The organism is Vibrio sp. 10N.261.52.C2 (genome assembly GCF_041471425.1).
Taxonomy (GTDB): domain Bacteria; phylum Pseudomonadota; class Gammaproteobacteria; order Enterobacterales; family Vibrionaceae; genus Vibrio; species Vibrio crassostreae_C.
The window spans coordinates 58,035-82,477 of record NZ_JBFROH010000045.1 but is presented as its reverse complement, the minus strand read 5'-3'; the positions used below and the strand labels follow the sequence as shown (position 1 = coordinate 82,477).

25 protein-coding genes are annotated in these 24,443 nt (G+C 44.4%); 13 read left to right on the top strand and 12 right to left on the bottom strand.

The window, feature by feature from the left end:
- The first annotated feature begins 45 nt into the window (after positions 1-45).
- Positions 46-1,416: a YjiH family protein gene (locus AB4307_RS17275; RefSeq protein ID WP_372132741.1), complete on the top strand. Its 1,371-nt coding sequence runs from the start codon at positions 46-48 to the stop codon at positions 1,414-1,416.
- A gap of 436 nt (positions 1,417-1,852) precedes the next feature.
- Complete coding sequence (locus AB4307_RS17270; RefSeq protein ID WP_017062748.1) at positions 1,853-3,724, top strand: methyl-accepting chemotaxis protein; 1,872 nt, start codon at positions 1,853-1,855, stop codon at positions 3,722-3,724.
- Positions 3,725-3,836: 112 nt separating this feature from the next.
- Here the strand turns inward: AB4307_RS17270 and AB4307_RS17265 are convergent, their stop codons facing one another.
- Positions 3,837-5,243, bottom strand: coding sequence for an alpha-amylase family glycosyl hydrolase (locus tag AB4307_RS17265; protein WP_017062749.1), 1,407 nt, complete (start codon positions 5,241-5,243; stop codon positions 3,837-3,839).
- A gap of 283 nt (positions 5,244-5,526) precedes the next feature.
- A complete protein-coding gene (ppiC, locus tag AB4307_RS17260) occupies positions 5,527-5,847 on the bottom strand; it encodes a peptidylprolyl isomerase PpiC (protein ID WP_017630085.1) in 321 nt (106 codons plus the stop codon).
- Positions 5,848-6,017: 170 nt separating this feature from the next.
- Here ppiC and AB4307_RS17255 point away from each other — a divergent pair, with 170 nt between their 5' ends.
- A complete protein-coding gene (locus AB4307_RS17255; RefSeq protein WP_017062751.1) occupies positions 6,018-6,932 on the top strand; it encodes a chemotaxis protein in 915 nt (304 codons plus the stop codon).
- Positions 6,933-7,026: 94 nt separating this feature from the next.
- On the opposite strand, the gene AB4307_RS17250 is transcribed toward AB4307_RS17255, so the two are convergent.
- The 4 genes from AB4307_RS17250 to hutW form a co-directional block, all read right to left on the bottom strand.
- Positions 7,027-7,587 (bottom strand): ATP:cob(I)alamin adenosyltransferase, encoded by a 561-nt coding sequence (locus tag AB4307_RS17250; protein WP_372132738.1) that lies wholly within the window; start codon positions 7,585-7,587, stop codon positions 7,027-7,029.
- A 113-nt stretch (positions 7,588-7,700) separates the two neighbouring features.
- A complete protein-coding gene (gene hutZ / locus AB4307_RS17245; RefSeq protein ID WP_004731858.1) occupies positions 7,701-8,231 on the bottom strand; it encodes a heme utilization protein HutZ in 531 nt (176 codons plus the stop codon).
- A 156-nt stretch (positions 8,232-8,387) separates the two neighbouring features.
- Entirely contained in the window at positions 8,388-8,909 is a 522-nt protein-coding gene (hutX, locus tag AB4307_RS17240) for a heme utilization cystosolic carrier protein HutX (RefSeq protein ID WP_102481887.1), read from the bottom strand.
- A 57-nt stretch (positions 8,910-8,966) separates the two neighbouring features.
- Positions 8,967-10,376 (bottom strand): heme anaerobic degradation radical SAM methyltransferase ChuW/HutW, encoded by a 1,410-nt coding sequence (gene hutW / locus AB4307_RS17235; RefSeq protein WP_372132735.1) that lies wholly within the window; start codon positions 10,374-10,376, stop codon positions 8,967-8,969.
- Positions 10,377-10,536: 160 nt separating this feature from the next.
- On the opposite strand from hutW, the gene AB4307_RS17230 reads away from it, so the two are divergent.
- From AB4307_RS17230 to AB4307_RS17205, 6 genes are all read left to right on the top strand, one after another.
- Positions 10,537-11,364 (top strand): energy transducer TonB, encoded by an 828-nt coding sequence (locus AB4307_RS17230; RefSeq protein ID WP_372132733.1) that lies wholly within the window; start codon positions 10,537-10,539, stop codon positions 11,362-11,364.
- A gap of 2 nt (positions 11,365-11,366) precedes the next feature.
- Positions 11,367-12,068: a MotA/TolQ/ExbB proton channel family protein gene (locus AB4307_RS17225; RefSeq protein WP_372132730.1), complete on the top strand. Its 702-nt coding sequence runs from the start codon at positions 11,367-11,369 to the stop codon at positions 12,066-12,068.
- Entirely contained in the window at positions 12,065-12,478 is a 414-nt protein-coding gene (locus AB4307_RS17220) for an ExbD/TolR family protein (RefSeq protein WP_017062756.1), read from the top strand. The genes AB4307_RS17225 and AB4307_RS17220 overlap by 4 nt, the downstream gene beginning before the upstream one ends.
- A 148-nt stretch (positions 12,479-12,626) precedes the next feature.
- Positions 12,627-13,514: a heme/hemin ABC transporter substrate-binding protein gene (locus AB4307_RS17215; RefSeq protein ID WP_372132727.1), complete on the top strand. Its 888-nt coding sequence runs from the start codon at positions 12,627-12,629 to the stop codon at positions 13,512-13,514.
- 124 nt (positions 13,515-13,638) lie between these two features.
- Positions 13,639-14,676, top strand: coding sequence for a FecCD family ABC transporter permease (locus AB4307_RS17210; protein WP_372132724.1), 1,038 nt, complete (start codon positions 13,639-13,641; stop codon positions 14,674-14,676).
- Positions 14,676-15,458 carry a heme ABC transporter ATP-binding protein gene (locus AB4307_RS17205; RefSeq protein ID WP_050620596.1) on the top strand — a complete coding sequence of 261 codons (783 nt, stop codon included), beginning with the start codon at positions 14,676-14,678 and terminating at the stop codon, positions 15,456-15,458. Before AB4307_RS17210 ends, AB4307_RS17205 begins: the two co-directional genes overlap by 1 nt.
- Positions 15,459-15,842: 384 nt before the next feature.
- Here AB4307_RS17205 and AB4307_RS17200 read toward each other — a convergent pair whose 3' ends face one another.
- Positions 15,843-16,304 (bottom strand): TetR/AcrR family transcriptional regulator, encoded by a 462-nt coding sequence (locus AB4307_RS17200; protein WP_017062760.1) that lies wholly within the window; start codon positions 16,302-16,304, stop codon positions 15,843-15,845.
- Positions 16,305-16,834: 530 nt separating this feature from the next.
- On the opposite strand from AB4307_RS17200, the gene AB4307_RS17195 reads away from it, so the two are divergent.
- The gene (locus AB4307_RS17195; protein ID WP_017062761.1) at positions 16,835-17,134 is read left to right on the top strand and encodes a YfcZ/YiiS family protein; all 300 of its coding nucleotides are present in this window, start codon (positions 16,835-16,837) and stop codon (positions 17,132-17,134) included.
- 36 nt (positions 17,135-17,170) lie between these two features.
- On the opposite strand, the gene AB4307_RS17190 is transcribed toward AB4307_RS17195, so the two are convergent.
- Positions 17,171-17,467, bottom strand: a complete 297-nt coding sequence (locus tag AB4307_RS17190) for a YnjH family protein (protein WP_017067955.1) — start codon at positions 17,465-17,467, stop codon at positions 17,171-17,173.
- A 103-nt stretch (positions 17,468-17,570) separates the two neighbouring features.
- Between AB4307_RS17190 and AB4307_RS17185 the strand changes: the two genes are divergently transcribed.
- Entirely contained in the window at positions 17,571-18,170 is a 600-nt protein-coding gene (locus AB4307_RS17185) for a hypothetical protein (RefSeq protein ID WP_065583700.1), read from the top strand.
- A 157-nt stretch (positions 18,171-18,327) separates the two neighbouring features.
- On the opposite strand, the gene AB4307_RS17180 is transcribed toward AB4307_RS17185, so the two are convergent.
- Positions 18,328-19,434 carry a 1-acyl-sn-glycerol-3-phosphate acyltransferase gene (locus tag AB4307_RS17180; protein ID WP_372132722.1) on the bottom strand — a complete coding sequence of 369 codons (1,107 nt, stop codon included), beginning with the start codon at positions 19,432-19,434 and terminating at the stop codon, positions 18,328-18,330.
- A 175-nt stretch (positions 19,435-19,609) separates the two neighbouring features.
- Between AB4307_RS17180 and AB4307_RS17175 the strand changes: the two genes are divergently transcribed.
- Complete coding sequence (locus AB4307_RS17175; protein WP_017067957.1) at positions 19,610-20,236, top strand: hypothetical protein; 627 nt, start codon at positions 19,610-19,612, stop codon at positions 20,234-20,236.
- A 133-nt stretch (positions 20,237-20,369) separates the two neighbouring features.
- Here AB4307_RS17175 and AB4307_RS17170 read toward each other — a convergent pair whose 3' ends face one another.
- A complete protein-coding gene (locus AB4307_RS17170) occupies positions 20,370-20,855 on the bottom strand; it encodes a hypothetical protein (protein WP_372112659.1) in 486 nt (161 codons plus the stop codon).
- Between the two features lie 27 nt (positions 20,856-20,882).
- Positions 20,883-21,404, bottom strand: coding sequence for a nicotinate-nicotinamide nucleotide adenylyltransferase (locus AB4307_RS17165; RefSeq protein ID WP_017067959.1), 522 nt, complete (start codon positions 21,402-21,404; stop codon positions 20,883-20,885).
- 109 nt (positions 21,405-21,513) lie between these two features.
- Here AB4307_RS17165 and nadE point away from each other — a divergent pair, with 109 nt between their 5' ends.
- Positions 21,514-22,344, top strand: coding sequence for an NAD(+) synthase (gene nadE / locus AB4307_RS17160; RefSeq protein ID WP_102393916.1), 831 nt, complete (start codon positions 21,514-21,516; stop codon positions 22,342-22,344).
- 106 nt (positions 22,345-22,450) lie between these two features.
- On the opposite strand, the gene AB4307_RS17155 is transcribed toward nadE, so the two are convergent.
- Complete coding sequence (locus tag AB4307_RS17155; RefSeq protein ID WP_372132719.1) at positions 22,451-24,322, bottom strand: MOSC N-terminal beta barrel domain-containing protein; 1,872 nt, start codon at positions 24,320-24,322, stop codon at positions 22,451-22,453.
- Between the last annotated feature and the right edge of the window lie 121 nt (positions 24,323-24,443).

Sequence of the window (24,443 nt, the reverse complement as noted above, 5' to 3'; positions counted from 1 at the left end):
CCAAGGATGTGGCTTTTTTACGTGTAGAAATTCGAGAACAATAACATGTCTAACAACAAGAATACTGCTCAAACAGAGAAATCTAAAGGCAGTTTCTGGGTTTTCTTAATCCCATCATTGATTGGTTTATTCCTTTTCATGGCGCCAATCAGCTATCAAGGTGATCTAACCATCCCTGTAGCTATCTTAGCCAAATCAATTCAAGCGGTTTTCGGTGAATATCTAGTCCCTATCATCACTGCGATCGTTGCTTTCATGTCTGTAGCTTCAGTTTTAAGCACCATTTTTAAGCCTACATTCATTACATCAAATTCATTTTTAAACGGCCTTTTCAACCCATCTCCACTGTGGTTGCTGGTTCGTTTAATTGGTGGTGCTGCAGCCGTTATGGCTTTCTTCCAAGTTGGCCCTGAGGTTATTTGGGAAGAAAATACTGGTGGTCTGGTTCTAGAAGGCCTGCTTCCGACACTGTTCTCAGTATTCATCTTTGCTGGTTTGCTACTTCCGCTTCTACTTAACTTTGGTCTACTAGAGCTGTTTGGCACGCTACTAAGTAAAATCATGCGTCCAATCTTCAACCTACCAGGCCGCAGTGCTATTGACTGTATGGCTTCTTGGTTGGGTGACGGCAGTGTTGGTATCCTGCTTACAAGCAAACAGTACGAGAAGAAATTCTACACTCAGCGTGAAGCTGCGGTTGTTGGTACGACTTTCTCAGCAGTATCTATCACATTCAGTCTTGTGGTTATTGCTCAGGTAGAACTAGAGCACCTGTTCCTACCTTTCTACGCAGCAATCTGTTTAGCGGGTATTGTGGCAGCGGTGATCATCCCTCGCCTTCCACCACTAAGCATGAAGAAAGATACTTTCATTGATGGCAGCAAGCCGCACAAAGACGCTGACGCGATCCCAGCAGGTCACTCAACGTTCTCTTGGGGTCTTGAGCTAGCGGTAAATAAAGCATCTCAAGTAAAGTCGGCTAAATCTGTATTTGGCGAAGGCGTTCGTAACGCCGTAGATATGGTATTTGGCGTACTGCCTGTTGTTATGGGTTTAGGTACAATGGCACTGGTTATTGCGGAATACACGTCTGTATTCTCATTCCTAGGTCAGCCTTTCATTCCATTCCTAGAGCTACTTGGTGTTCCTGAAGCGGTTGCAGCATCTGAAACGATTGTTGTTGGTTTTGCGGATATGTTCATTCCTGCGATTCTTGCCGCTTCTATCGACAACGAGATGACTCGCTTTGTTATTGCAGCAATGTCGGTAACTCAGCTGATCTACATGTCTGAAGTGGGCGCTCTACTTCTAGGCAGTAAGATTCCAGTGAACATCTTAGAACTGTTTATTATCTTTATTCTACGTACGTTAATTACACTTCCAGTTATCGCTGGTGTAGCGCATCTAATATTCTAAATTAGATACTACTTATATAATTCAATAAAGATTCAGTTTATAAAGCCTCACTTTTGTGGGGCTTTTTATTAGCACAAAATATATACACAGTATTATTTGGAGTTCAATTAATTTATAAGTTCTGCATATCATTTGATTTCATATCGTTTATTCACCCCACCTTTTGTTAATAGAAAACTGAGCGCATAACCATCAAATTAATAGATTCTTAATTCCTCCTTAAACTCCGTCTAGCCCCATTCCCCAACTCATTGAACCAAATACTAAAAGTAACAAATATGCGCTTTAGTGAATTTTGTATTGTTTAGGTTGTTGTATTTTTGTAGTCTATTTTGTGAAAATACATTCAAGTAAAACTCAATCGAGTCGATATATATAATTACAAAAACACGATTAACTTTAGTCTTCGCAAAGCCTGTGAGAAGGGGAAAACTCAATGAAATTTAGCCATAAGGTGGTTGCTGCATCATCAGCCTTGCTGCTAGTGACAGTATCATTGCTTTCAATACAACAACTTTACACTGTAAGAAGTGCAGTAGAAAACCACGTCAATGCGAGCCTGAAAGAGATGGTCTCGGGCGTGAAAAATACCGTCGTATCGGAGATGAACGCCAAGAAAGCGTTGGCTCAATCGACGACTGAAGTCATCGAGATCAACCCTGAAGATCGCGCTTACGTTAAAGAAATCTTAGAAAAGCCAAAGCTTAAAAACAGCTTCCTAGCGGTTGGTTTTGGTTATGAAGCAAACGGTTTCGTTATTGAAAATGATGATGGTTGGGATGCCGGTCCAGACTACGACCCACGAATTCGTCCTTGGTACATTGATGCTAAATCCAAAAACAGTTTAGTTGTTACCGCTCCTTATGTGGATGCATCAAGTAAGAAAGTCATCATATCAGTAGGTACTCCAGTTAAAGACAACGGCCGCTTTACTGCGGGTATGTTCTACGACCTAGAATTGACGAACCTTGCTACCTTGGTCAACCAAGTGAACTTGTTTGATGCGGGTTACCTGTTCCTAGTAACAGCCGACGGCACCACGATTGCTCACCCAAATGCGAAAAACAACGGTGAAACGCTATCAAGCTACATGCCACAAGCGACTATTCGTGAAGGCTCTCAAGAAATTGAAGTCGACGGCAAAATGTTCCTAGTTAATTTCACCCACATCCCTAGTGAAGATTGGTATATAGGTGCAATCCTCGATGAAGAGATCGCGTTCCAAACCGTTGAAGAATTGAAGAACAGCTCAATGATCTACTCGTTGATTGCAGTTATTCTCAGCATCATTGCACTGACTGTTCTGATTCGTGTGTTAATGCGTCCACTGGATGCGCTTAACCAAGCCATTCAAGATGTGGCGAGCGGTCAAGGTGATTTAACTAAGCGCCTAGATACCAACACAGACCAAGAGTTCTCTGACCTAGCGAAAGGTTTCAACACCTTTACTGAAAACCTGCAAAATCAGATCATTCAATCGAAAGCGATTGGTGTTGAAATTAAGCGTGGTACTGAAATCACGGTTAAAGGTGCAGGCGAATCAGCGAAAGCGATGAATACCCAACTGGAAGAGCTTGAACAGTTAGCGACTGCAATGAACGAGATGGCGGTGACTGCAACTGAAGTTGCAAACAATGCTCAAGGCGCAGCAGCGGCAGCCCGTGAAGCAGACGAAGCAACGCTAGACGGCACATCTGTCGTAAGTGACACCACTCAAGCGATTGATAACCTTTCAGCACGTATCGACCAAGCGGTTGCCGAAGTACAAGTACTTGAATCAGCAACAGCCAACATCGAAACAATTCTAAAAGTAATCAACGATATTGCAGACCAAACCAACCTACTGGCATTGAATGCGGCTATTGAAGCGGCGCGTGCTGGTGAATCAGGCCGTGGTTTCGCAGTCGTTGCCGATGAAGTTCGTACTCTGGCACAACGTACTCAAGAATCAACTACGGAAATCCGCAACATGATCGAGCAGCTCCAAGCGGGTGCAAGCTCAGTATCGAACGCGATGAACCAAAGTAAAGACACAGCCACTGACGCCGTTGAACGCGCTCAGCAAGCGAACTCTTCACTTGACCGTATCCGTGACGCGATTCAACGCATCTCAGATATGAACATCCAGATTGCTTCAGCGGCAGAAGAGCAGAGCTTAGTAGCGGAAGAGATCAATAACAACACTGTTAAGATCAAAGACCTTTCAACACAAGTATCAACAGCGGCCCAAGAAGCGAATACCGCAATGCAGCAGCAAACTGACAATGTTCGCCAACAAGACGAGCTATTGAATAAGTTTACGGTTTAACCAAGGTTTGGCTGAGTCGCCATTTGGTTTAGTTACCGAGCAATAGCTTAAAATAAAAAGCCCCGATTACTGATTGCCAGTAAGCGGGGCTTCTCTTTCTAGTCTATCCAAGTTAACTCGTGACAGGCTTCAATTCATTCGTCGTTAACATCATGCATTGGTTCGATTCCACCTTGATGGTTAAATCCTTACCAACACATTCAAACACATCATCCGACAGTAAATCGGTTACCGCACCAGTCCAATTTAATGAGGCTGTTTTGCTTCGCTTCGACTTGTTGATCACCACAATGCCTTTATCGCCACGGACAAACACCAACAAATCATCATTCGCTTCAACCACACGCATCGCTTCGCCATGAACATGGTTATGGAATTGAATCATGCTTTTCATGTAAGGCGCTTGCCAGTCGTTAAGCCAACGGGGCTGACCGCTCTTGTCCAGAATACCGCTGGTGCTCAGTTCACTGTAAACAAGCGGCACACCGCCGTCTCGACCAAGAATGAAAGCATGAGCCAATCGCTCATCCACTTCATCCATCACATGCTCCAAAAACACCTCGTTATTGGGAATATCATGAGTGACCGCAAACGTGATCGCTCGCATATTCGACAGAGCCTGACCAAAACAGTATGGGTTAATCAAAGACTTAAAGCTGCCCTGCTCTTCAAATGCTTTGAAGATGGTGTTGAACAACGGGAAATCGTAAGCGCCTAAGCGAGTGTGTTTAAGATAAGGCTCAAGGAACAGCTCATACTCTTCTTCTGTCGCGCCGCCATCGGTAATGATCTCACCGAAGATGTGCATTTCTTCGCAGATGTCATCCGTCCACACCTTGCGTAGGTGTGCCAGTGTCATATGCTTTGCCGCATCAATGCGAAATCCTTTCACACCAATCTCTTTCAGTGCTTTTAGGTAGGCTCTTTGTTGTGCCACCACATTATCGTTATCGAGTAGCGTTGGCAGGCCAGGATCGCTGGCGCCACCGGTAATACGCCCGTTTTGCACTTCCCACGTGTCTTTCCAGTTCTTGATACCAAACGCTTCCACGAAGTCGTTCTCATCAAAAAGAGGCTCAGAAAGGTCACCAAACAAACGTATGGATTCATAATAGTCAGCATCTTTTTGATAAGACGCCATGTCTTGCTGATTGGGATACGTTAGATCACCGCGGATACCCGATTCGTTGGCCATGTGGTTAAACACCACATCCACATAAGTACGAAGCCCATGTCGCTTTAACGTGTCGACCATCGCTTTAAAATCTTGTGTGTCACCCAACTGATTATCGATCACACGATAGTCTTGGGGCTGATAGCGTTGCCACCATTGAGTGCCAGAATTTCGATCGCAACCTTTAGGGCCGCGCAGCGATTTCATCGCCGGTGATACTAAAACAGATTTATAACCCAACTCTTGGATCAGTGGGGCGTTCTTCATTACGTCAGCGTAGCACCAGTCAAAGGCATGCAATATGACATCTGTCGCTGGTTTGCTTAACATAGCTGAACTCTCCATGTTGTTCTCCTACCAAACTCGTTTACAGCTTTTTAGAAAAGGCAAAGGCTAAAAGGCAAAGCTGCAATAAATTTCCTCAAGAATGGCATTTATTATATGAGTTACTCATTAAAAACCCTCCTCCTCCTACCAATTACTCACGGTGGATGGTTGAGGGCGTAGCACCAATTATCGCATAACGTCTGGGATGAACACTCAACCGTAGTGCTTTAAAACGCGCACAAAAGTCACAAAAAAGGAGCGTATATACGCTCCCTTTATTCAATCTAACACATATTTATAACTAAGTTCTGTAAAGAACCTTCACGACGTGCCAGCCAAATTTTGTTTTCACAAGGTGTGGTACAAGCGTCTCGCCAGAGAAACAAACCTTATCAAACTGAGGCACCATTTGACCTTTTTTGAACTCACCTAGGTCGCCGCCCTTTTTACCAGATGGACAGGTTGAATGTTTCTTCGCTAGCGTTTGAAATTTAGCGCCCTTTTTAAGCTGCGTCATGATGTCTTCTGCTAGTTCTTTATGCTTCACCAGAATATGAAGCGCTGCTGCTGTTCTTGCCATGATAATTCTCAGTTTGTTGCTGTCTGCTTGTCGACTAACCATCGACAGCGAGTATTTAGCGTGATTTTAACCCAAGAACCGCTATTCTTCACTCTATAACCGAAAACAACTGCCTTAAAGGCCATTAAAAACCGCATCGCGACTTGCTGCGGCTTCCATTTCCCTTTAAATTAATCCTTATAAATTAAGCGCGTATTAAGTAGGAGCCACTTATGGCCAAACCGATCAGTAAAGCGAGTCAGTCACAGGGAATGTTGATGTTCAAGTTGTCCCTCACTCAAAGTTTTGCGATTGGCACGCTTAAGGTCAGAGAAATCGTCCCTTTTCAGCCGATGACTCAGATCCCCTACTCCCATCATCACGTGATTGGTACAGTGACTATCCGCGACCTTACAGTTCCTGTGATTGATATGTCCGCTGCGATTGGCTTCCGTCCGATAACACCCGCTGAATACCAAGATTGTGTACTCATCGTTACTGACTGTTTGAGAACAGTTGTGGCGTTCTTGGTTCGTTCAATTGATAAAATCATTGAATGCGACTGGAAGAGCATTGAATCTCCACCCACCAGTGTCGGTCGTAATGTGTTTGTGACGGGTATTACACGTTTTGAAGATCGTATCGTGCAAATGCTCGACGTGGAGTTATTACTTTCTAAGATCTACCCGGCTTATGAAAACGCACATATTCCAATGCTGACCGATGTAGAAAGGGAGCGTCTCAAAGCGCTGAATATCTTATTGGTTGATGACTCTTTAATCGCGCGGAAACAGCTATCAGATGCCTTAGACAGCATCAACATCCCTTACAGCATTTGTAATAACGGCTTAGATGCGATCGATCTAATGCGTCGCCAAGCCAGCGCTGGCAATGCAATTGATCTACTCGTGAGTGATATTGAGATGCCTGGACTCGATGGCTATGAGCTTGCGTTTGAAGTACAAAATGACAGCGCTTTAAGTCACGCTTACTGTATTTTGCATACCTCACTGTCCAGTGAGATCTGTGTCGACCGTGCTAATCAGGTGGGGGCGCATGAAGCGCTTGAGAAGTTCAACGCGGGTGAATTAATCGAAGCTATGCTACGCGGAGCAAAAGTCTTAAACGGCGCCTCTACGGCTGCTTAGGCTCTGTTATAGAAGCTAAACCTGGCATAGTGCTCAATGGTTTAGCTTCTTAGTCTCTTCTTTCTTCAAATCTTAATAAGAATAGAGCTAACCGTTAGTCTTTGTTTTCTGGCATAGACTTTTTCGGCATAAAGTAGCTCTTACTCACAAATTCCACTTCCTCGACTTCATTCACATGATTGGTAAAAGAGGCCAATGCATAGAGAGTGTTCGCGACTAGGTTGGCGTATTTAAAAAGAATCGGGTCTGGCGACTTTTTGCTTTCATGATGTTCAATACTCACCAAAGCTCGCACAACTTTCTTAGCCTGACAACGACACAAGTGAAGTTCACTAGACACTCGGTGTCCACCGGGTAAGACAAAGCCTTTAACCCCCCCTTCTAACTGCTCACGGATACGATGATAATCTTGCTTGAGCTCGACCAATTCAGATTCGGTGATGGCAAGCTTACCGCGCACAGAACCATTCAAATGGTAGATGTTTGGCTGCAAGCGTTGCAGGATCTCACGAACCTGAGGCTCTAGCTCTAAAGACAACACCAATCCAACTCGGCAACAAAGTTCATCCGACAAAATCTCAAAATCACAGATAGGGCTGTCTTCATAGATAAATGGGTAACAGAACTCGTCCCAATCTCGACTTACTGGTTTCACGTACCGATCCTTACACATAAATAGTCATCAAACGCCAATATACCAAACTCTTTGATTTAGACATAAAAAAGCCCTCACATTGGAGGGCTCCTGAAGAAATCGGTTAAACGAGATTACTCGTTAGACACTTTTTTGTGGCCTTCTTGCAGGTGAACGAAATCTACTAGGTCGTCACCCGACACTTGGTATGCCTGACCAAAGCCTTTAACGAATAGGCCATTCTCTGCTTTAAGGTTGAATAGAGAGAAGTCTTGAAGTTGGCTCAAACCATCAATGATTTCACCAAAACGCTCTTGCATCTGGCCAATCACTTGAGTCCAAAGTTCGGTTTCACGCTCAACAACACTTGCTTGAGCATCAAACGTTAAACGCTTACGTGCGTAAAGCTGCTTCGAGCTCTCTTCATCTTCAATCATCATCAAAGAGACTTGAGGGTTCGCTTTCAAGTTACGAGCATGACGAGCAATATCAGAAATTAGAACAAAGTAACCTTCTTGGTTCTGAACGAAAGGCGCGTAACTTACGTTCGGGCGACCTTCTTCATCAACCGTTGCAAGTTGAAGGGTACGGCGCTCTTGGCGAAACTCTTTAATTTCTGGACCTAGGCGACCTTGTAGACGTTCTTGTTTTACTTGCTGTTCCATGGGTAATTCCTTTCTTCACTTTCTCTGATTTATTATTTTTTGCCCGAGGTTGAGCGATCATGAGCGAACTAAACGATCCTCGAGCATTGATATCTTGTTTAAGCCAGTTGGCAACCCTATGTAAGATTGCTGCTGATTATTTACTATTGACTGTACTTAAGCTTGTTCTTTTAGCGCTTTGAAGCGTTCTACTTGGTCGGCAATAAGCTCACGCTTTTCATTGCGGCCTAGGTAGATCTTAAAAATGTTCTCGCCCGTTTCACTGAAGAAACCGAAGTAATGACTTTCACGACCCATGAACGCCTTGCTCACCAAACCGATTTGTTTAACGTTGTCGAGTTTCAGGTGACCATGAAGCTCGCCTTCTTTGCCCATTAGGTTGTAGTAACCACGTGCTACTTTGCCTTTAGGGAACGGCGCCTTTACTTCGAAGATTGAGCCAAATGAATGCATAATTGTGGTCACCGGGCCCCAACCAACCAAACCTTCTAGAATCTCTTGAGCACGGCTGCCATCTAGCATTACCGCCATGTCGTTTGGAAAAGCAGCAACCACTTCAACTTCTGAAACGCCTAGCTTCTCAGCAATTGCTGTTGGAAGTAGTTTTGGCTCTTCTTCTAAAATTAGAGCTACGCGCTGTTCTAGAGTTTCTGTCATTTCTAATGTTGTATCTGTCATTGAATATGTTCCGTATAAACGAGTAATTTACGTAAGTTATAAACTAAAAATTCGATATTAAGCGTGCTTCAAGCTTGCATGCGGGTGAACGCCCGAACCTGATGCTTTAGGCGCTGGATGCATAGCTTGGTATTCAGCGTTAAGCACTTGAATTACACTCTGCGCTAGGCTTACCGCCCAAAAACTACCCGCGATAGTCAGGCTCAAATAATCTTCCGAAAGCTCAACTAAACCGTTCTTTTCCCAATGCACGAACAAAGGCTTTAGGTAGTCGAACGTGTCTTGTCCCATAAAGGTCGGTAATGTGCTTCTTCTAACAACACCAGAATCAAAACCTGCCTTCAATGAAGAGAAGCTTGGCTCCAATGAGCTTTGCTTGGTCATCATGGCGATAGGCAATTGACCTTGCTTTATAGACTCCATGTAGCTGTCTAAAGTTCGATGCTGCATCACACCATGACCACCGATGTTGCCACCAGCGCCACAACCAATGGGTAGAACTTCGGCATAAGTTTTCGCTAAGCTGTTGTAAATGCTGCGTTCTCTATTATCACGAGTCCAGTGATTCACGCTCAGTTGCTTCACTTTATTTTTTGCCATGAACTCAACACCCGCCAAATACATACTCGCCTTATCTGGCGTATTGGCCGGTGGTGGGATTTTTCCTTTCTCAACGAGATTAAGCATAGGAGCATTGCCCGAAACGATCAGTTGGTAGAGGTCAATGCCGTGTGCGCCAGTAGACATGTAGTCTTCTAAATCTTGTTGGAACACTTCCATAGACTGGTGCGGTAATCCGTATAACAAATCAAGAACGATCGGAGCTTGTTCAGTGCGGCTCAATGAACTGATACGTTCCAACACCACTTCTCGGTCATCCAAGCGCTTAGCACTGCGTCGAACCTGAGTATTGAAACTTTGAATACCGAATGAGAAACGATTGAAGCCACCTTCAAGCGCACGATCAAACATCTCGTCGCCAAAGCGATTGATGCGTCCTTCCAAGGTCATTTCCACGTCGTTTGCTAGTGGGAAATATTGACGAATGGCTTTACCAAGCTGCTCAACTTGTTGAGGTGACAAATCGGTGGGTGTTCCGCCACCAATATAGACAGCGTGAAATAGTCCAGACTGAGCCCAAGGTGTTTTGGCTTTCTGCTTTAGCTCGACCATCAGTGCATCGAAATACTCATCCACTAATTTACGGCTTGCGGCATTTTGGAAGAAATTGCAGAACGTACAACGCACGCGACAAAAAGGAATGTGGATATACAAGCAACGCTTATCCTGTTTTTTCCCTTCACTCAGCATCAGTTCGTCAAAGAGTTCTAACTTCTTACTGGGGTCGACCGGAATTGAACTTCCTCCGGCATGGGCAGAATGCTTTTTAGCAAACGCAAAACGAAGCGGATCAGGGCTAGAAACACCCAAGATTGATTCGTCATACTTATAGATATTAAGACTCATATAATCTCTCTAAACACTTACATAGCAAAGTCTGGAAGACTATTCGCTAAAACTGAAATAATCATAAATAGACGCAAATGATAATGCAATTGATAATTGATCTTATTTAGATTCTAAGCAATAATCCGATACAGATTTTGGATTTGGTAAAGGATTGAGTGTGAACGTTCCTAGATATGTTATTGCAGGCGGTGCATCGTTAGTGATTCATGCGGCGCTATTATTTGTTGCTCAAGAATCCAAAGTATTCGCGATGCCTGCAGGTAGCCAATCGAACACGGTATCGATCAACTTCACTCCCAAGAGCGCGCCTTCTCCAGCTCAACAAAAAACCATCACGGAGCCGGTTGAACCAGAACCAATCAAAGAAACGGTCTCACAAGCTGAACCTAAACCTGTCGAACCCAAGGCCATTGAGCCAAAGCAAGCCAAACCGACGCCAAAGAAAAAAGCGATCACCAATAAGCCTCAACCCAAGAAAGTAGAGAAAAAGGTTGTTGAAAAGAAAGTTGAGAAGAAAGTTGAGAAGAAGCCGGTTCAAAAGAAACCAGTGACTCAGAAAAAGGTCGTTAAGAAAGAACGCCCAGAACCAAAGTCCAAACCAACGCCTCAACCAGAAAAACTGGCCGACAAGAAAGTCGATAGAAACCTGGCCGAGTCTGCCAACCAACCTCAGGAAGTAAACCAAGGCGTATCAAACCAAGAGCCTGTGCTAGTCACTAAGCCTTCGTTTTCAGCTCCCCCGACTCCCCCGACTTACCCTCGACAGGCAAGACGTCGTGGTATTGAAGGGGTCGCAATTTACGAGGTCTGGTTAGACGCGGAAGGCAAACAAATTAAGCAAGCATTAGTAAATTCATCAGGCGTACTAATACTCGACAACGCCGCTTTAGACGCCATTAAAAAATGGAAGTTCTCACCCCACACTGTCAATGGTCGAGCGATTGCTCACCGAGTACAACTACCTGTTCGTTTTAGGTTGGAATAATCATGCAACAAATCAGTTACTTACAAGATCAACTTGGCTTAATGACTTGGCCTCTTCTTATCTGTTCAGCATTAACCGCAATGATCATCGCTGAACGTGTCTTCCAAGTGATGTTAAGCATTGGTGTTGGCAAACGCGCCATTCGTCGCGAACTCAATCAAATATCACCAACCAACAGCAAAGAGATTGAAGCGCTTGCTCAGTCTATTTCAGGGAAAAGACCGCTGCTGTACAAGGGCGTCTCGATGTTACTTGCTCACCACTCTTTTTCGAAAGGACTACGTGAAGATGCAGCAGGCATTTGGCTACAAGAAAAACGCCACCAGCTGCATGCAGGTTTAAGGTTGCTTGGTTTAATCGGCGTGATCAGTCCACTAATTGGCTTGCTTGGTACGGTGCTTGGTCTTATTGAGATGTTCAAAGGTGTAGCTGCTACCACCGGAAGTATTACACCAAATGATCTAGCTGACGGCCTTGGCTTAGCAATGAGAACCACAGCTGCAGGTTTGATGATTGCACTGCCTGCGATCTCTGGTGCTCAGCTACTAGGGCTATGGGCCGATCGAGTGCTGGCTCAATTGGAGCATACATTGAACTATGTGAATGTGTGGCTAGAAGGCATGTCGATTCAAACCAATCAGTCTGATGATACTCAAGGTAGGCCTATCAACAAAACCTCTATCGGTGATGTGAGTCAAGCATGATTAAAACGCCCCACTCATCTCACACACAGAGCCTAGCGCCAGACTTAACACCGCTGCTCGACATCATTTTTATCGTGATGGTTTTTCTATTGCTTACGGCATCAGTAAAGCTGGAGTCACTGGAAGTTGAGCTGCCAAGCTCGGATGTCAAAAACGTTTCTGAAGTCCACAAGGATTCGATTAGCGTCAATATTTTAGACCGCGAACCCTACTGGGCAATTAACGGCCAAGAATACATCGACTGGGAAAATTTCAAGATTGCCCTGTTAGAAGAGACTGGTTCAACGGATAAAAAACCGATCATCATTGGCGCAGATAAAGCCGCTAACGTGGAGAACCTAGTGAAGTTGCTTTCATTCCTTCAAGAGAACGGAATACCAGCGACTCAATTGCTCACGGACGATGGCTAGAGCGACACTCAATTTTCACGAGGTTTGGCTTCTGGTTGATAAAACTAAACAAGCAGACTAAGCCTCTCTATCGATTCGAACTCACAATGCGAACGGACTGCTCACTGAGTATCTTCGCGATACAAAAAGAAAATATAAAGAACTTATTATGAACAACTTAAACGTGCTCAATAAATTAACGACCAAGACACCTCTTCTTTCATTAGCTGCAATCAGCCTGGCACTTAGCGCACCCGCAATGGCCAACGACGCTGAACAACCTCGAATCATCAGTGCTGGCAGTGCCGTTACTGAATTGGTTTTGGCATTAGGTGCCGAAGAGCAGTTAGTCGCGATTGATGTGACCAGCCACTTCCCTCAAGGAGAAAACCTGCCAAAGATTGGTTATCACCGAAACCTGTCTGCGGAAGGCTTACTTGCCCTAGAACCAACCACATTGATTGGCTCGGATGAAATGGGACCAGACAACGCTATCTCTCAATTAAAATCGGCAGGCGTCGATGTAGAGATCGTCAACACCGAAGCAAATGTTGAAGGGCTGTTAAAGCGTATTGACCAAATCGCCAAGATTACCCATACCGAAGCGCACTCGCAGCAAGTTAAAGCTGAAGTAAATCAGAAGATTGCAGCACTGAAAGCGAACCAGGTACCAAGTAACGAAGCGAAGAAAGTACTTTTCCTGTTGCTGCACGAAGGTCGCCCTGCGAACGTTGCTGGCGGTGAAACTTCGCCAAACGCAATCATCGAGTTAGCTGGCGGTATCAACCCTGCAGCTCAAAGCCTAACGTCTTACAAGCCACTGTCGATGGAATCACTGGTAGAAATGCAGCCAGATGTGATTTTAGTCAGTGGTCGTAGCTACCAAAAAATGGGCGGTGCTGATGCCATCCTGAAATCGCTACCTATGTTAGCGGCAACGCCTGCAGGTATGAACAAGCAAATCATTACCGTAAATGGCAGTGCTTTGGTTGGCGGACTTGGTCTCGAGAGCCTTTCAGAAGCTAAGCGATTAAACGCTCTTATCTATCCGCTATAACTTATCTACCCGCTATAACGCGACTACCCTATTTTTACTGTTGCTAGTTCAATGCCCATCACCAGCCTACTTTCGCAATGTTGGTGATGGATATTGAAGTTAGTGACGGACATTGAGGCCCTTTATGTTGTTACGATCCGTCCCACTGAAAACATCGATGTTAGGCCTAGGGGCTACCCTAGCCTTCGTCGCACTGTTCTCAATTACCGTTGGGCCAATGAACATTAGCTTAGCTGACAGTGCAGCGAGCTTACTCCAACCAAACAATGATTTAGCCCCACACATCAATTTAGTGATTCAAGAGATTCGCTTACCTAGAACCATCTTGTGCATGCTGATTGGTGCGATCCTCGCCTTGTGTGGTGCAGTGATGCAGGGTTTGTTTCGAAACCCACTTGCAGAACCTGGCATCATAGGTGTGTCTGCGGGCGCAGCATTAGGTGCTGCACTGGCTATCGTTTTGTTCTCTGAGCTATCGCTTCAATACCCTGCTTTCATGAACTTTGCTGCGGTTCCTGTGTTCGCTTTTCTTGGCGGCGCTTTAACCACGCTGCTGGTGTATAAGCTGGGTACAGGTAAATTCGGCACCTCTGTCACCATCATGTTGTTGGCGGGTGTGGCGATCAGTGCGCTCTCTGGCGCAGGTATTGGCTTCTTGAATTTCATTGCTGATGACCAAATGCTGCGCGATCTTTCATTGTGGTCGATGGGTTCATTGGCGGGCGCTAAGTGGTCAGGAATTTTGCTGGCAGCTGTCACGCTCGTTGGCTTGTTTGTTGTTTTCTACCGCCAAGCGATGTCTCTAAATGCTCTATTACTGGGCGAGTCAGAAGCGCAACACCTTGGTATCCCAGTTCAAAAGCTGAAACGAAAGCTGATTCTACTGACGGCTGCGGGCGTTGGTATCACAGTTAGCCTGTCTGGCATGGTTGGTTTTATTGGATTGGTTATCCCACATTTAGGTCGCATGTTGGCAGGCCCTGACCACCGAGTTCTGTTGCCACTATCAGCGGTACTAGGCGCACTGCTGCTAACCGCCGCAGACATGTTCTCACGTGTGGTACTTGCTCCGGCTGAACTTCCTGTTGGTATTGTCACTGCGATTATCGGCGCCCCATTCTTCTTATATCTACTATTTCAACAGAAAGGGAGAATCCTTTAATGTTTCCTTCAGCTTTAAAAGCGACCGATATCGAAGTGAAGTTCGGCAGTAAAGTGATATTAGATGGCGTTTCTATTGAGATTGAAGCGGGAAAGGTAACTACACTGCTTGGACCAAATGGCGCAGGTAAAAGCACGCTGCTTAAAGCTTTATGCCAAGAGATATCAAGCAACGGCGATATCCAGTATTTTGGACACAGCAAAGACAAGTGGCCTTCTCACAAGTTAGCTAAGCACCTTGCTATGCTTCCTCAACACAGCACCTTGACCTTCCCATTCTTGGCACATGAAGTTGTCGAGCTTGGTGGGATTCCTCTGCAAGAATCCAACAAAAAACTAACTAGCATTGCTAGCCAAAAAATGGATGTTGCTGATGTGACTCACCTGAGTGAAAGGCTTTACCCTTCACTATCAGGCGGTGAAAAGCAGCGAGTGCACTTGGCTCGAGTATTAACTCAGCTTCACCACTCTGGTGACCAATGTATTTTGATGCTTGATGAACCAACCTCTGCACTGGATCTTGCCCACCAGCACAACACCTTAAAGATTGCGAGAGAATTAGCCGATAACCACAATGCCGCGGTTATCGTGGTTTTGCATGATCTCAACTTAGCCGCGCAGTATTCCGATCGATTGGTGGTATTGAAAGATGGCAATTTGGTGTGTGATGGCAAGCCTTGGGATGCACTGAAACCTTCGATGATAGAAGATGTGTATGGTTACAAAAGTATCGTAGAAAAACACCCAACCATGAGCTTCCCTCAGGTTCACCCCGCACAATAAGTCCGATTAAGGAGCGACTCGTTTTGAGTATTCGTTCTTGATAACAATGACGTAATCCTAAGCCTCGATTTGTTCGGGGCTTTTTATTGGCTCACAGCCACTCTCTCGGCTTAAACTCAATTTTATTAACAACCACAACAGCAAGCACCAAAACGACTCACCTTGAGCATTTGAGGCTCTAGAAATGAACTCTACTTGTTAGGGTTACTTAGCTTTTAACACTGAAGAGAAAAACAAGCCGCGGGCGTAAGCATATAAAAAGAAAAGAAATAACATCATTCAGCAAACAGCAACATCGGTGTGGGATTGAGAGAAAAACGCACAAGAAGTGAAACGGCAGGCACAAAAAAAGCCCCCGCAGGAGCTTCTTTTATTGAGTGCTGATTATTGGCTCATACGAATCAATGATTTACCAATCAACCACTCTAGTTCTTTACCGCTAGTATCGCCAAACTGAGTTTCAGTCAGCTTGTATAGACGATCAATACCGTTTGCAGCGAACTCATGCGCGCTCTCAGCAGTAACGATATGATGGAAAAGTAAACGTAAGATTGCTAGGAACTCAGCGTCTTCAAGTGCTGCAACCCAGCTAGCTGAAAATGCGTCAAGGCCATTTTCGAAGTCAATGTGTTCCACGAACATCTTGAAAATACGACCGTCTAGAGCAGCAGTAAAATCCGTTTTCTTTGGAAAGTGATGACTTATACCTGTACGAGAAACACCCGTTTGTTGACTCAACGTCGTGTATGACATCTTGTCGTAACCCAATCTTAGTAGCTGGTCTACAACGGCATCCATGATTTTCTGGATCGTGATTTCTGTATCTTCTTTACTACGCTTTGGCATATTCAGGCTCTTCTCTTTGTAAATCCATCTAACTCAATCAAATGAAGTCAGAATGAAAATCGTTATCAGCATTATGTGAGCAAGGTATTTTTTCGCAAGTATTTATAACTAAATTCACACAAATACTATGTACGAACAATTTTACAGTGATGCCTCTTTGGACACTTTGTCTAATTATTCTTCGAAAATCACCTTACAATCCTAAGTCGATAAGTTTAAATAACTACTTAGAATATGAAATACCCAACGAAAAATTCATTGTATAAATACCTATCAAGCGATAGATAGTCTTATAAAATCATTTCTGGCGCAACTAAGTGAATGATATTCTGACATATTAATAACATTCCTCTTCAACAAAACGTGAGGTAAATCACATACATATTTGGCGGCGCGAATATAGATATTCATCAAACACCTTAACAAACAACATAGCATACCAGTATAAATTAGTTCAAAGGTTTTAATTTTTGTAGATACAGTTCAAATTGCTCGTTAGAATAACCTCAGACTTTGTAAGAGGATTATTTATGAGCCAAGATATTGGTAACAACGATGTATGTGAGGCTTGCGGCTGTGCAGGCGAAATCGGGTTCATCATTAAAGAAGGCGACGATGTTGCTGAAGTAACGGTTTACGGAAACTCAAAAGCACTGATTGAAGCTGAGTTTGCTAAGTATGTTGAACTTGCTAAACAAGTGTCTAGCAACGTTGAGTTCGAAGCATCAGAGATGACTGAAGAAAGCACAGAGTTGCACGCTCGCTTTAAATTTGAAGTTAGCGCTGAGAAGATTATTTTTGAACTTAAGACTCGCTCTCTAGCGCGTTAATATAAGCATTTATATGCTTATTAAAAGACGAGTGAATTACTCGTCTTTTTTTAATTGAACCCAAGCCAGTGACCCATTTTGCTCAAAATCGTTTTCTGCAGCGCACTGAATCACTACGCCCCCCACCTCTAACACTGCCCCAATGCTATAAGCCTTGTCATCGTAATAACAAACTCGTTGCTGTTGACCGCCTTGTGTCACCACCACCGCAGCTTTACCGGGCGTTGAAATTACTTTGTTGGCACTCGCAGACATTGAGCCAAACACTGAAGCGGCTATCAGAAAGACCTTAATAATTCGTATATTTACTCTAATCATTAATTTACCTATCATCTTTGCTCCATTCCTCGTTAATCTACCGCCAAATGGGTAAAACACTATGCGAGATTAATTTTTCCATTATAGTGTAAGCGTCTATCGTAATAAGAAGCCTGTTATGCTCAGAATAATTGCACTTATTATTGGTTCCTTAACCATAACAAATGTCAGTGCTGAACCACTCGATCACTATCAAATATTGAACCATCTCGATAATTACGGAAACTTATATCTACGAAATAAGCCTTATAGATCACTTCCAACTGGCTTGGTGGTAGATGGTAATCTCAATATAGAGAATACTGCGATCACACGCCTACCCAAAGGGTTAGAAGTGAACGGCAGCCTTAAAGGCTCTAACAGCCAACTCGCTCGAGTCCCAAGCGGGGTTAAGATAAAAGGTTACGTCGACTTGATTGGCAGCCAAATCACCAGCTGGCCAAGAGGTGTAAGAGTGGGCGGCTTTATCAACCTCACCGACACTCCACTGGAAAGGCTACCGAATGGCTTTAGAGTAAAAGGCGATCTGAGCGTGATCCGCACTCCTTTAACCGAGTTACCCAACGGGATCGTGATTGACGGCGACCTTTATATAGGCGGTTCTGGGATTACAACATTCCCCGAGACCATGACAGTCAAAGGCAACATCTATCTGGGCGGCAACACCGTAACCAAATGGCCAACCAATCTAGATCTCGGTGGTGCAGTCGCTCGCTAATTCAGGCTAATGCTCTAATGCTCTAATGCTCTAATGCTCTAATACGTTAATGCTCGATCGCAGCAACAAATGGTGATTCAGAAACAAAAAAGGAGCCCAAGGCTCCTTTTTCAATTCAATCAAGTTGCTAATCAACTAGCAAGCTAACTAACGCTCGTTAACCAATGTTCTTCACTGGGTTGGCGTAGCTATCGATCAAGTACTGACGCGCACCTTGTGGCAGGCTCGACAGTTTAGCTTCAAACTCTTGTTTAACGGCCGCTGTAATCGACTCATCTTCTTTTTCTGCTGCCAGCAAGTTTACTGGGAACAGATTGTAGTTATCGTGGATCTGACGATCGATCTCTTCAGCAAGCGCTTCAGGCGTATCAAAATCTTGGTCGATAACCTGACCGAAACCAACGTGAACGCGTCCTTTATCACCGATGATGCCTTGAATGATACTTTCGATATCTTCAAACTCACCCTTTTCGTAACTGCCGTTTACGTCTTTTTCGAAAAGCTCTATCGCTTTAGCCGTGTCACATGGGTCGTTCTCGTAAGAAATAGCCACAGGAACAATCTTCAATGACTTCACGTATTCAGGGAAAGCAATTTTTTGCTTACGTCCTTCAACGTGGAACATTTTCAAAATTGCTGGCTCAGTAAAATCGTTACCGTCTTTCGCACGACCTTCCTTTTGAGCGATCCAGATTGAGTTGCCCGTTTCTAGAGAGTGCTTAATGTAAGAAGACAACTGCCCTAGCGCTTTCATCATCTCACGCGGTCCTTTCAAAGAACGCTTTACGATGAAGCTCTTATTTAAACGCATCAATTCAGTCGCACATGGCTTTTTCAACAGGTTGTCTCCGATAGCGATACGACAAGTCTGATGATTATTTTGATGCAGAGCGTAATTTACCAACGCAGGATCCATAGCAATGTCACGATGGTTTGATACAAACAGATAAGCTTGGTTCGCATCCAGTGACTCGATACCAGTGTACGTCACACCGCTAGTGGTTTTCGCTAACGTGTCGCGTAAGTACTTTTTCACTTCAATCTGAATGGATTCAACGCTAGTCAGCTTGCTCCATTTCATTTTTAAGTACACACGCAAAATCGGGCTCATTAATGCTTTGAACCAAGACGCATGGTTTGAAAAACGGTAGTGCAAGATTGCACTGATAAATTCTTCATCATTAATAAGACGGTTTAGTGCCGCTGGAATTTCATCATCGCCGTAAGGACGAATATCAACATATGGATCGGTTGGAGAGGTCATTTTTTAATTCATATAATAAAAAGCTGGCTCATTCTACGCGTTGTTTTGACTTCTCGCAGCTACAGAGCCCATACTTTTGACAAGGTCAGACCAGAAACATTGAAAATCCCCTGTTATTGTTGGCATTCTTTAAGATTAACGGTAATCTTGACGCCCCAAAATTAAGGTACTATCTATGAACTTCGCTATTGAATATACATCGGCTTACTTTTCACACTTGGTGATCACACCACGCAAGAAAGTACTTAAACATAGCCTTGTATCGGTTCAAAGTGGCTTGGTTTTGATTAAGTTAGGCAAACAAGAGTATGCCGTTGAACCAGGACAAAGCGTCTGGATTCCACACGACTGCCTAACGTCACTGACCTACTTTCCAAACACTCAGGTTAACCGTGTCGATTTTTCTGTTCGTTTGACGGATTCATTCCCAAGACAAGCGGGTTACATCACGCAAACGAACCTCTCTTCGGCACTACTAGAAAAGCTAGAACAAACCAAAGCTCGCGCTTCTAATGCCAATAATACGGAACAAGCGTTTAAAGATATGCTTTCTGTATTGAAGCAAGAAGTGTTGTCGTTTAAACCCCTGCTTTGCGAAAGTGCTCTTTCTCAGCGATTCAATCAATGGAACATTGATGACTCAAACTTGCCACAAGAGCACACTCTGGTGATGGTGATGCGAGAAGCGAAGAAGCGCATGCAGTCAGGTCAAAAACGTTCACTTGTGATTGATGATCTGTTCTCAGGTAAAGAAGAAGAGTTCGAGCAACTGTGTATGCTTGTTTTTGGTGAAGATTTATAGCTTGGCGGAAAGTGAGTGCTGGTATTAAAACTCGCAAGCCAGATACTAAAAAGCCGCAAAAACTGAGTTTTTGCGGCTTTTTTAATTCTTACTATTTAGACGTAGATAGCAATCTATCTGTGTATCTGCCTGTCTAAAATGGCAACTCAACCTGCATCATTAGGTCGGCGTCACGTGAGTCGTGCCAACGATAATCAAAGCGCATACGCGGCTGCCCTTCGACTTTCTCGCCAAAACCGATGCTGAGTTGAAGACCATGATTCATCAACCACTCCTCTGTAGACATATCATACTCCTCGTCTTCAAGGTCTTCTGGAAACCACATACCCAAGCCAACATAGTTTGACTCAATGCTTTGTGTCAGCAATGGCGAGTCTTTACTTTGAAGTACCCAATCAGACCAATAGTCCGGTGTGCTTTCAGGTTCATCATCGCTCAGCCCACTGATTTCCATCATACGTTGGCCAAAAGACTCAATGCTGGTCGAGAAATCTAGACAATTGTCATCTTCATCAGAAGTCAGCATGATTGAATCTAAGCTAAAAAAATCACACTCAGCATACGCAGGCATACTACATGCTGCCATGATCAACGTCGCTGATATCGCGCTCTTTAGCATAGTCCTCTGACCTCTTGATTAGTGAACTTACATTATCTGATACAGTCCACTATCTTGCAACATCTTTGTAACTGACTTTGTACTCAGTTTTGCAACATCGCTTCCACTTATCAGTGCATTACGTATGTCTGTGCTGCGAATTTTCACTTTTTCAGGGCAAGCCATTACAGACCACTGCTCGGTAATCTCATCTGATTTATAGAAAGATGAGAACTTAAAGAAGTTATCTGGGCCAATAACAAACGTCAGTTCAGCGTCACGATGTAACTTTTGAAGTTCACTGAGCACTGCATAAGTCGTGACGCTTTCACCTGGGGTAAATAGGCTCTTTTCGATCAAAGAAAGCTCCACTTGATCCAGTGAAAGATCGCTAATAAATGCGTTAACTAACTGACATCTCATATCAAAGTCTAGCATCTCTTTTCCCCAAGCATGGGCAATACTTGGAACGAGTAGAATTTTGTCAAAGTGAGCCAACGAATCAATCACACTTTTGTGCCCTAAGCTCGGTGGATTAAACGCACTACCGAAAATGGCTATTTTTTCCATTGTTTATTACTGCCTTCTCTTTCTAAGCTTGTGCAAAGAGGTTTTTAAATCGGATGATTTAGGTATGATAACACTAGATTTTTAATTTGCTTGCAGGAAAGGAATACGAATGGAACAGTTAATTCGTGACGAAATGCGCGTACTACCTTCAATTGACCCTCACTTCGAAGTGACTCGTCGTGTGGACTTTATTAAAACGAAACTTCAGCAGTCAGGCTGCAAGTCTCTGATCCTTGGTATCAGTGGCGGTGTGGATTCGACAACTTGTGGCCGTTTAGCACAAATGGCCGTTGATAGCCTAAATGAAAACGCTGGTAGCAACGACTACCAATTCATCGCGGTTCGCCTGCCTTACGGTGAACAAAAAGATGAAGACGAAGCGCAACTTGCGCTGTCTTTCATTCAGCCTTCTCAATCTGTTTCTGTAAACATTAAAGCGGGTGTTGATGGGCTTCACGCTGCATCTCACATTGCTCTAGAGGGCACAGGCCTACTACCAACAGATTCAGCAAAAATCGACTTTGTGAAAGGCAATGTGAAAGCTCGAGCTCGCATGATCGCACAATACGAAATTGCAGGTTACGTTGGCGGTCTTGTCATCGGTACTGACCACTCAGCTGAAAATATCACTGGCTTCTACACCAAGCACGGTGACGGCGCATGTGATTTAGCGCCTTTGTTTGGCCTGAACAAGCGTCAAGTTCGTGAACTTGCAGCAACGCTAGGTGCGCCAGAGCTATTGGTTAAGAAAGTGCCTACTGCCGACCTAGAAGAGCTTGATCCACAGAAAGCCGACGAAGCAGCATTGAACCTTTCTTACGACCAAATCGATGATTTCCTTGAAGGTAAAGAAGTCCCTCAAGACGTGTCAGACCGCTTAGTAGGCATCTACAAAGCAACACAGCACAAGCGTCAACCGATCCCAACGATCTACGATTAATTGTTTGAATTAATCTTAGAATCAAAAAGGCCGGAAGTTCATTTCAGTGAACTTCCGGCCTTTTCTATTCAATGTGCTTTTCTTTCTGGCCTTCCGACCTACCGAGTTAGTCTACAACTTCGATATCAGTTTGAGGCACACTGCAACACGCCAGTATTTGCCCCATGTTGCGTTCATGATCTTGCAACGCCGGTACATCAGGTTGATGAACTTGCCCAGACTCAAGGGTCACTTTACAAGCACCACAGAAACCCGCGCGACAGCTTGATGCGATAGACACACCTGCCGACTCAGCTTGCTCTAGTAGTGTTGATTGGTTGTTGCCTTCGAACAGGTAGCCGTTAACGCTCAACTGCAGTTGCTTCACCGCTTCTTCCGTTGATTGAGCAACACCAAACGCTTCTTGATGATAATGCTGAGGATTCAGCCCCATTTGAATCAGCAATTTCTTGGCATTATCCATAAAGCCGTCAGGGCCACACACGAATGCTTGGCGCTTATGAAGGTCCTCAATTTTGGCGACATGAGACACACTCAAACGACCTGACAAACCATCCCACTCTTTCGTTGGTTGGCTTAGTGAATAAATCACACTTAGACCAGCATGTTCGCGAGCGATCTTATCAATCTCAGCTTGATAAGGGATATCTTCTTCACTGCTGCATTGGTGATAGAACACCACATCATCAATCTGACCATGGTCGGCTAAGTAACGAAGCATCGACAACATAGGGGTGATGCCGCTTCCCGCTGATAACAGCAGTAATGGATGTGTTGGGTTATCTTCTAAGTAGAATGCGCCATCTGGATTCTGAGCAACTAGCGTGTCACCGACTTGGAAGTGATCATTGAGCCAGTTTGAGATTTGACCATCGTCCACTCGCTTCACGGAAATCGCCAAACGACCTGCGCGTGAAGGGCTAGAAGATAACGTGTAACGACGAGACACTTTCTCGCCATTAATCACCATTTCAATCGGTAGATGCTGCCCCGGCTGATAGCTTGGTAATAAATTGTTCTCTTTCGCTGGCTCTAGCCAAAAGGTTGTGAAGTCGCGAGCGATCTCTTCACGCTCGACGCAAGTTAAGTGCAGTGACTCGACCCAAGAGTCTTCGTAATGTTCTTTCTCTTTGGTTTCAAGTACCTCAACAACGTCACCCGCTTTCACCAGACCTTCATTTTTCGCCACAAGGTTCTGACCAAAGAAAACGCCACCACGTTCATTGGCTCTGAACGTAGAAAAGGTATTGAGTGGCTCTTTTGTTGCTCTGAATTCGCCGCTCTCAACATCGACTGTCGTTAGGATACAGCGCTCACAAGGCTTCACCGCTTCGAATTCAACCTCACCAATTCGAATGCGCTTCCAACCATCTTCAGCAAACGCTTCAGTGTTTGAGACGACAAAATTGGTGCGGAACTGATCCATTGAATGGGTTTCAGGGCTGCGGCGATTGAGTTCATCAAGAGAGGCTTGGCTGATCACTAACATTGGGTAACCGTCAGCAAAACTCACATTGTGACCGAGCTTTTCACGAACACGATTCGATTGCTCGCCAGAAAACAGTAGCTCAACGCGCACGCCCAACACATCACTGAACCAATCATCGGCTTCATCACATGTCGTGTATGCCGTGAAGCTGTCTTTCCACACCGTTGCTGGCGCTTCTTGCATCTTGAAGCTCGCATACTTTAAGCGCAGCGGTTCTTTAGCTTCATAAGTGAAGATCAAACCATCTGGTTGCAAGCTAGAAGATACCTTGACCATTTTAGGGTACTTACGTGCCGTCACCATTGAGCCGTCAGCCAAGGCCAACATAAAACGTCTGTCGAAGGTAAGGCCCTGTTTTTCGACCCAAGCAGAAGAGAGTGCAATCCCACCTACTGATTTAACCGGAAACACATTAATTTGAGATAAGGAGGGCTGTTGACCTGAAAGCTCTTGCTTCAAAGCCTTTTGATCCAAAGGTGACTGCGACATAACGATTCCAATGTTTTGTTGTTTGTCCCAATGCTAACAAATGGTTATAAATAGATAAACTGGCAGGCATTAAACACTTGATACTAAGTAGGCATGATTAAACTAATAGAATGGCATTATG

Bases quoted from the DNA above. Each gene is read 5' to 3' on its own strand.
- AB4307_RS17275 (WP_372132741.1), top strand. From the start codon at position 46: ATGTCTAACAACAAGAATACTGCTCAAACAGAGAAATCTAAAGGCAGT.
- AB4307_RS17270 (WP_017062748.1), top strand. From the start codon at position 1,853: ATGAAATTTAGCCATAAGGTGGTTGCTGCATCATCAGCCTTGCTGCTA.
- AB4307_RS17265 (WP_017062749.1), bottom strand. From the start codon at position 5,243: ATGGAGAGTTCAGCTATGTTAAGCAAACCAGCGACAGATGTCATATTG.
- ppiC (WP_017630085.1), bottom strand. From the start codon at position 5,847: ATGGTTAGTCGACAAGCAGACAGCAACAAACTGAGAATTATCATGGCA.
- AB4307_RS17255 (WP_017062751.1), top strand. From the start codon at position 6,018: ATGGCCAAACCGATCAGTAAAGCGAGTCAGTCACAGGGAATGTTGATG.
- hutZ (WP_004731858.1), bottom strand. From the start codon at position 8,231: ATGGAACAGCAAGTAAAACAAGAACGTCTACAAGGTCGCCTAGGTCCA.
- hutX (WP_102481887.1), bottom strand. From the start codon at position 8,909: ATGACAGATACAACATTAGAAATGACAGAAACTCTAGAACAGCGCGTA.
- hutW (WP_372132735.1), bottom strand. From the start codon at position 10,376: ATGAGTCTTAATATCTATAAGTATGACGAATCAATCTTGGGTGTTTCT.
- AB4307_RS17225 (WP_372132730.1), top strand. From the start codon at position 11,367: ATGCAACAAATCAGTTACTTACAAGATCAACTTGGCTTAATGACTTGG.
- AB4307_RS17220 (WP_017062756.1), top strand. From the start codon at position 12,065: ATGATTAAAACGCCCCACTCATCTCACACACAGAGCCTAGCGCCAGAC.
- AB4307_RS17215 (WP_372132727.1), top strand. From the start codon at position 12,627: ATGAACAACTTAAACGTGCTCAATAAATTAACGACCAAGACACCTCTT.
- AB4307_RS17210 (WP_372132724.1), top strand. From the start codon at position 13,639: ATGTTGTTACGATCCGTCCCACTGAAAACATCGATGTTAGGCCTAGGG.
- AB4307_RS17205 (WP_050620596.1), top strand. From the start codon at position 14,676: ATGTTTCCTTCAGCTTTAAAAGCGACCGATATCGAAGTGAAGTTCGGC.
- AB4307_RS17200 (WP_017062760.1), bottom strand. From the start codon at position 16,304: ATGCCAAAGCGTAGTAAAGAAGATACAGAAATCACGATCCAGAAAATC.
- AB4307_RS17195 (WP_017062761.1), top strand. From the start codon at position 16,835: ATGAGCCAAGATATTGGTAACAACGATGTATGTGAGGCTTGCGGCTGT.
- AB4307_RS17190 (WP_017067955.1), bottom strand. From the start codon at position 17,467: ATGATAGGTAAATTAATGATTAGAGTAAATATACGAATTATTAAGGTC.
- AB4307_RS17185 (WP_065583700.1), top strand. From the start codon at position 17,571: ATGCTCAGAATAATTGCACTTATTATTGGTTCCTTAACCATAACAAAT.
- AB4307_RS17180 (WP_372132722.1), bottom strand. From the start codon at position 19,434: ATGACCTCTCCAACCGATCCATATGTTGATATTCGTCCTTACGGCGAT.
- AB4307_RS17175 (WP_017067957.1), top strand. From the start codon at position 19,610: ATGAACTTCGCTATTGAATATACATCGGCTTACTTTTCACACTTGGTG.
- AB4307_RS17170 (WP_372112659.1), bottom strand. From the start codon at position 20,855: ATGCTAAAGAGCGCGATATCAGCGACGTTGATCATGGCAGCATGTAGT.
- AB4307_RS17165 (WP_017067959.1), bottom strand. From the start codon at position 21,404: ATGGAAAAAATAGCCATTTTCGGTAGTGCGTTTAATCCACCGAGCTTA.
- nadE (WP_102393916.1), top strand. From the start codon at position 21,514: ATGGAACAGTTAATTCGTGACGAAATGCGCGTACTACCTTCAATTGAC.
- AB4307_RS17155 (WP_372132719.1), bottom strand. From the start codon at position 24,322: ATGTCGCAGTCACCTTTGGATCAAAAGGCTTTGAAGCAAGAGCTTTCA.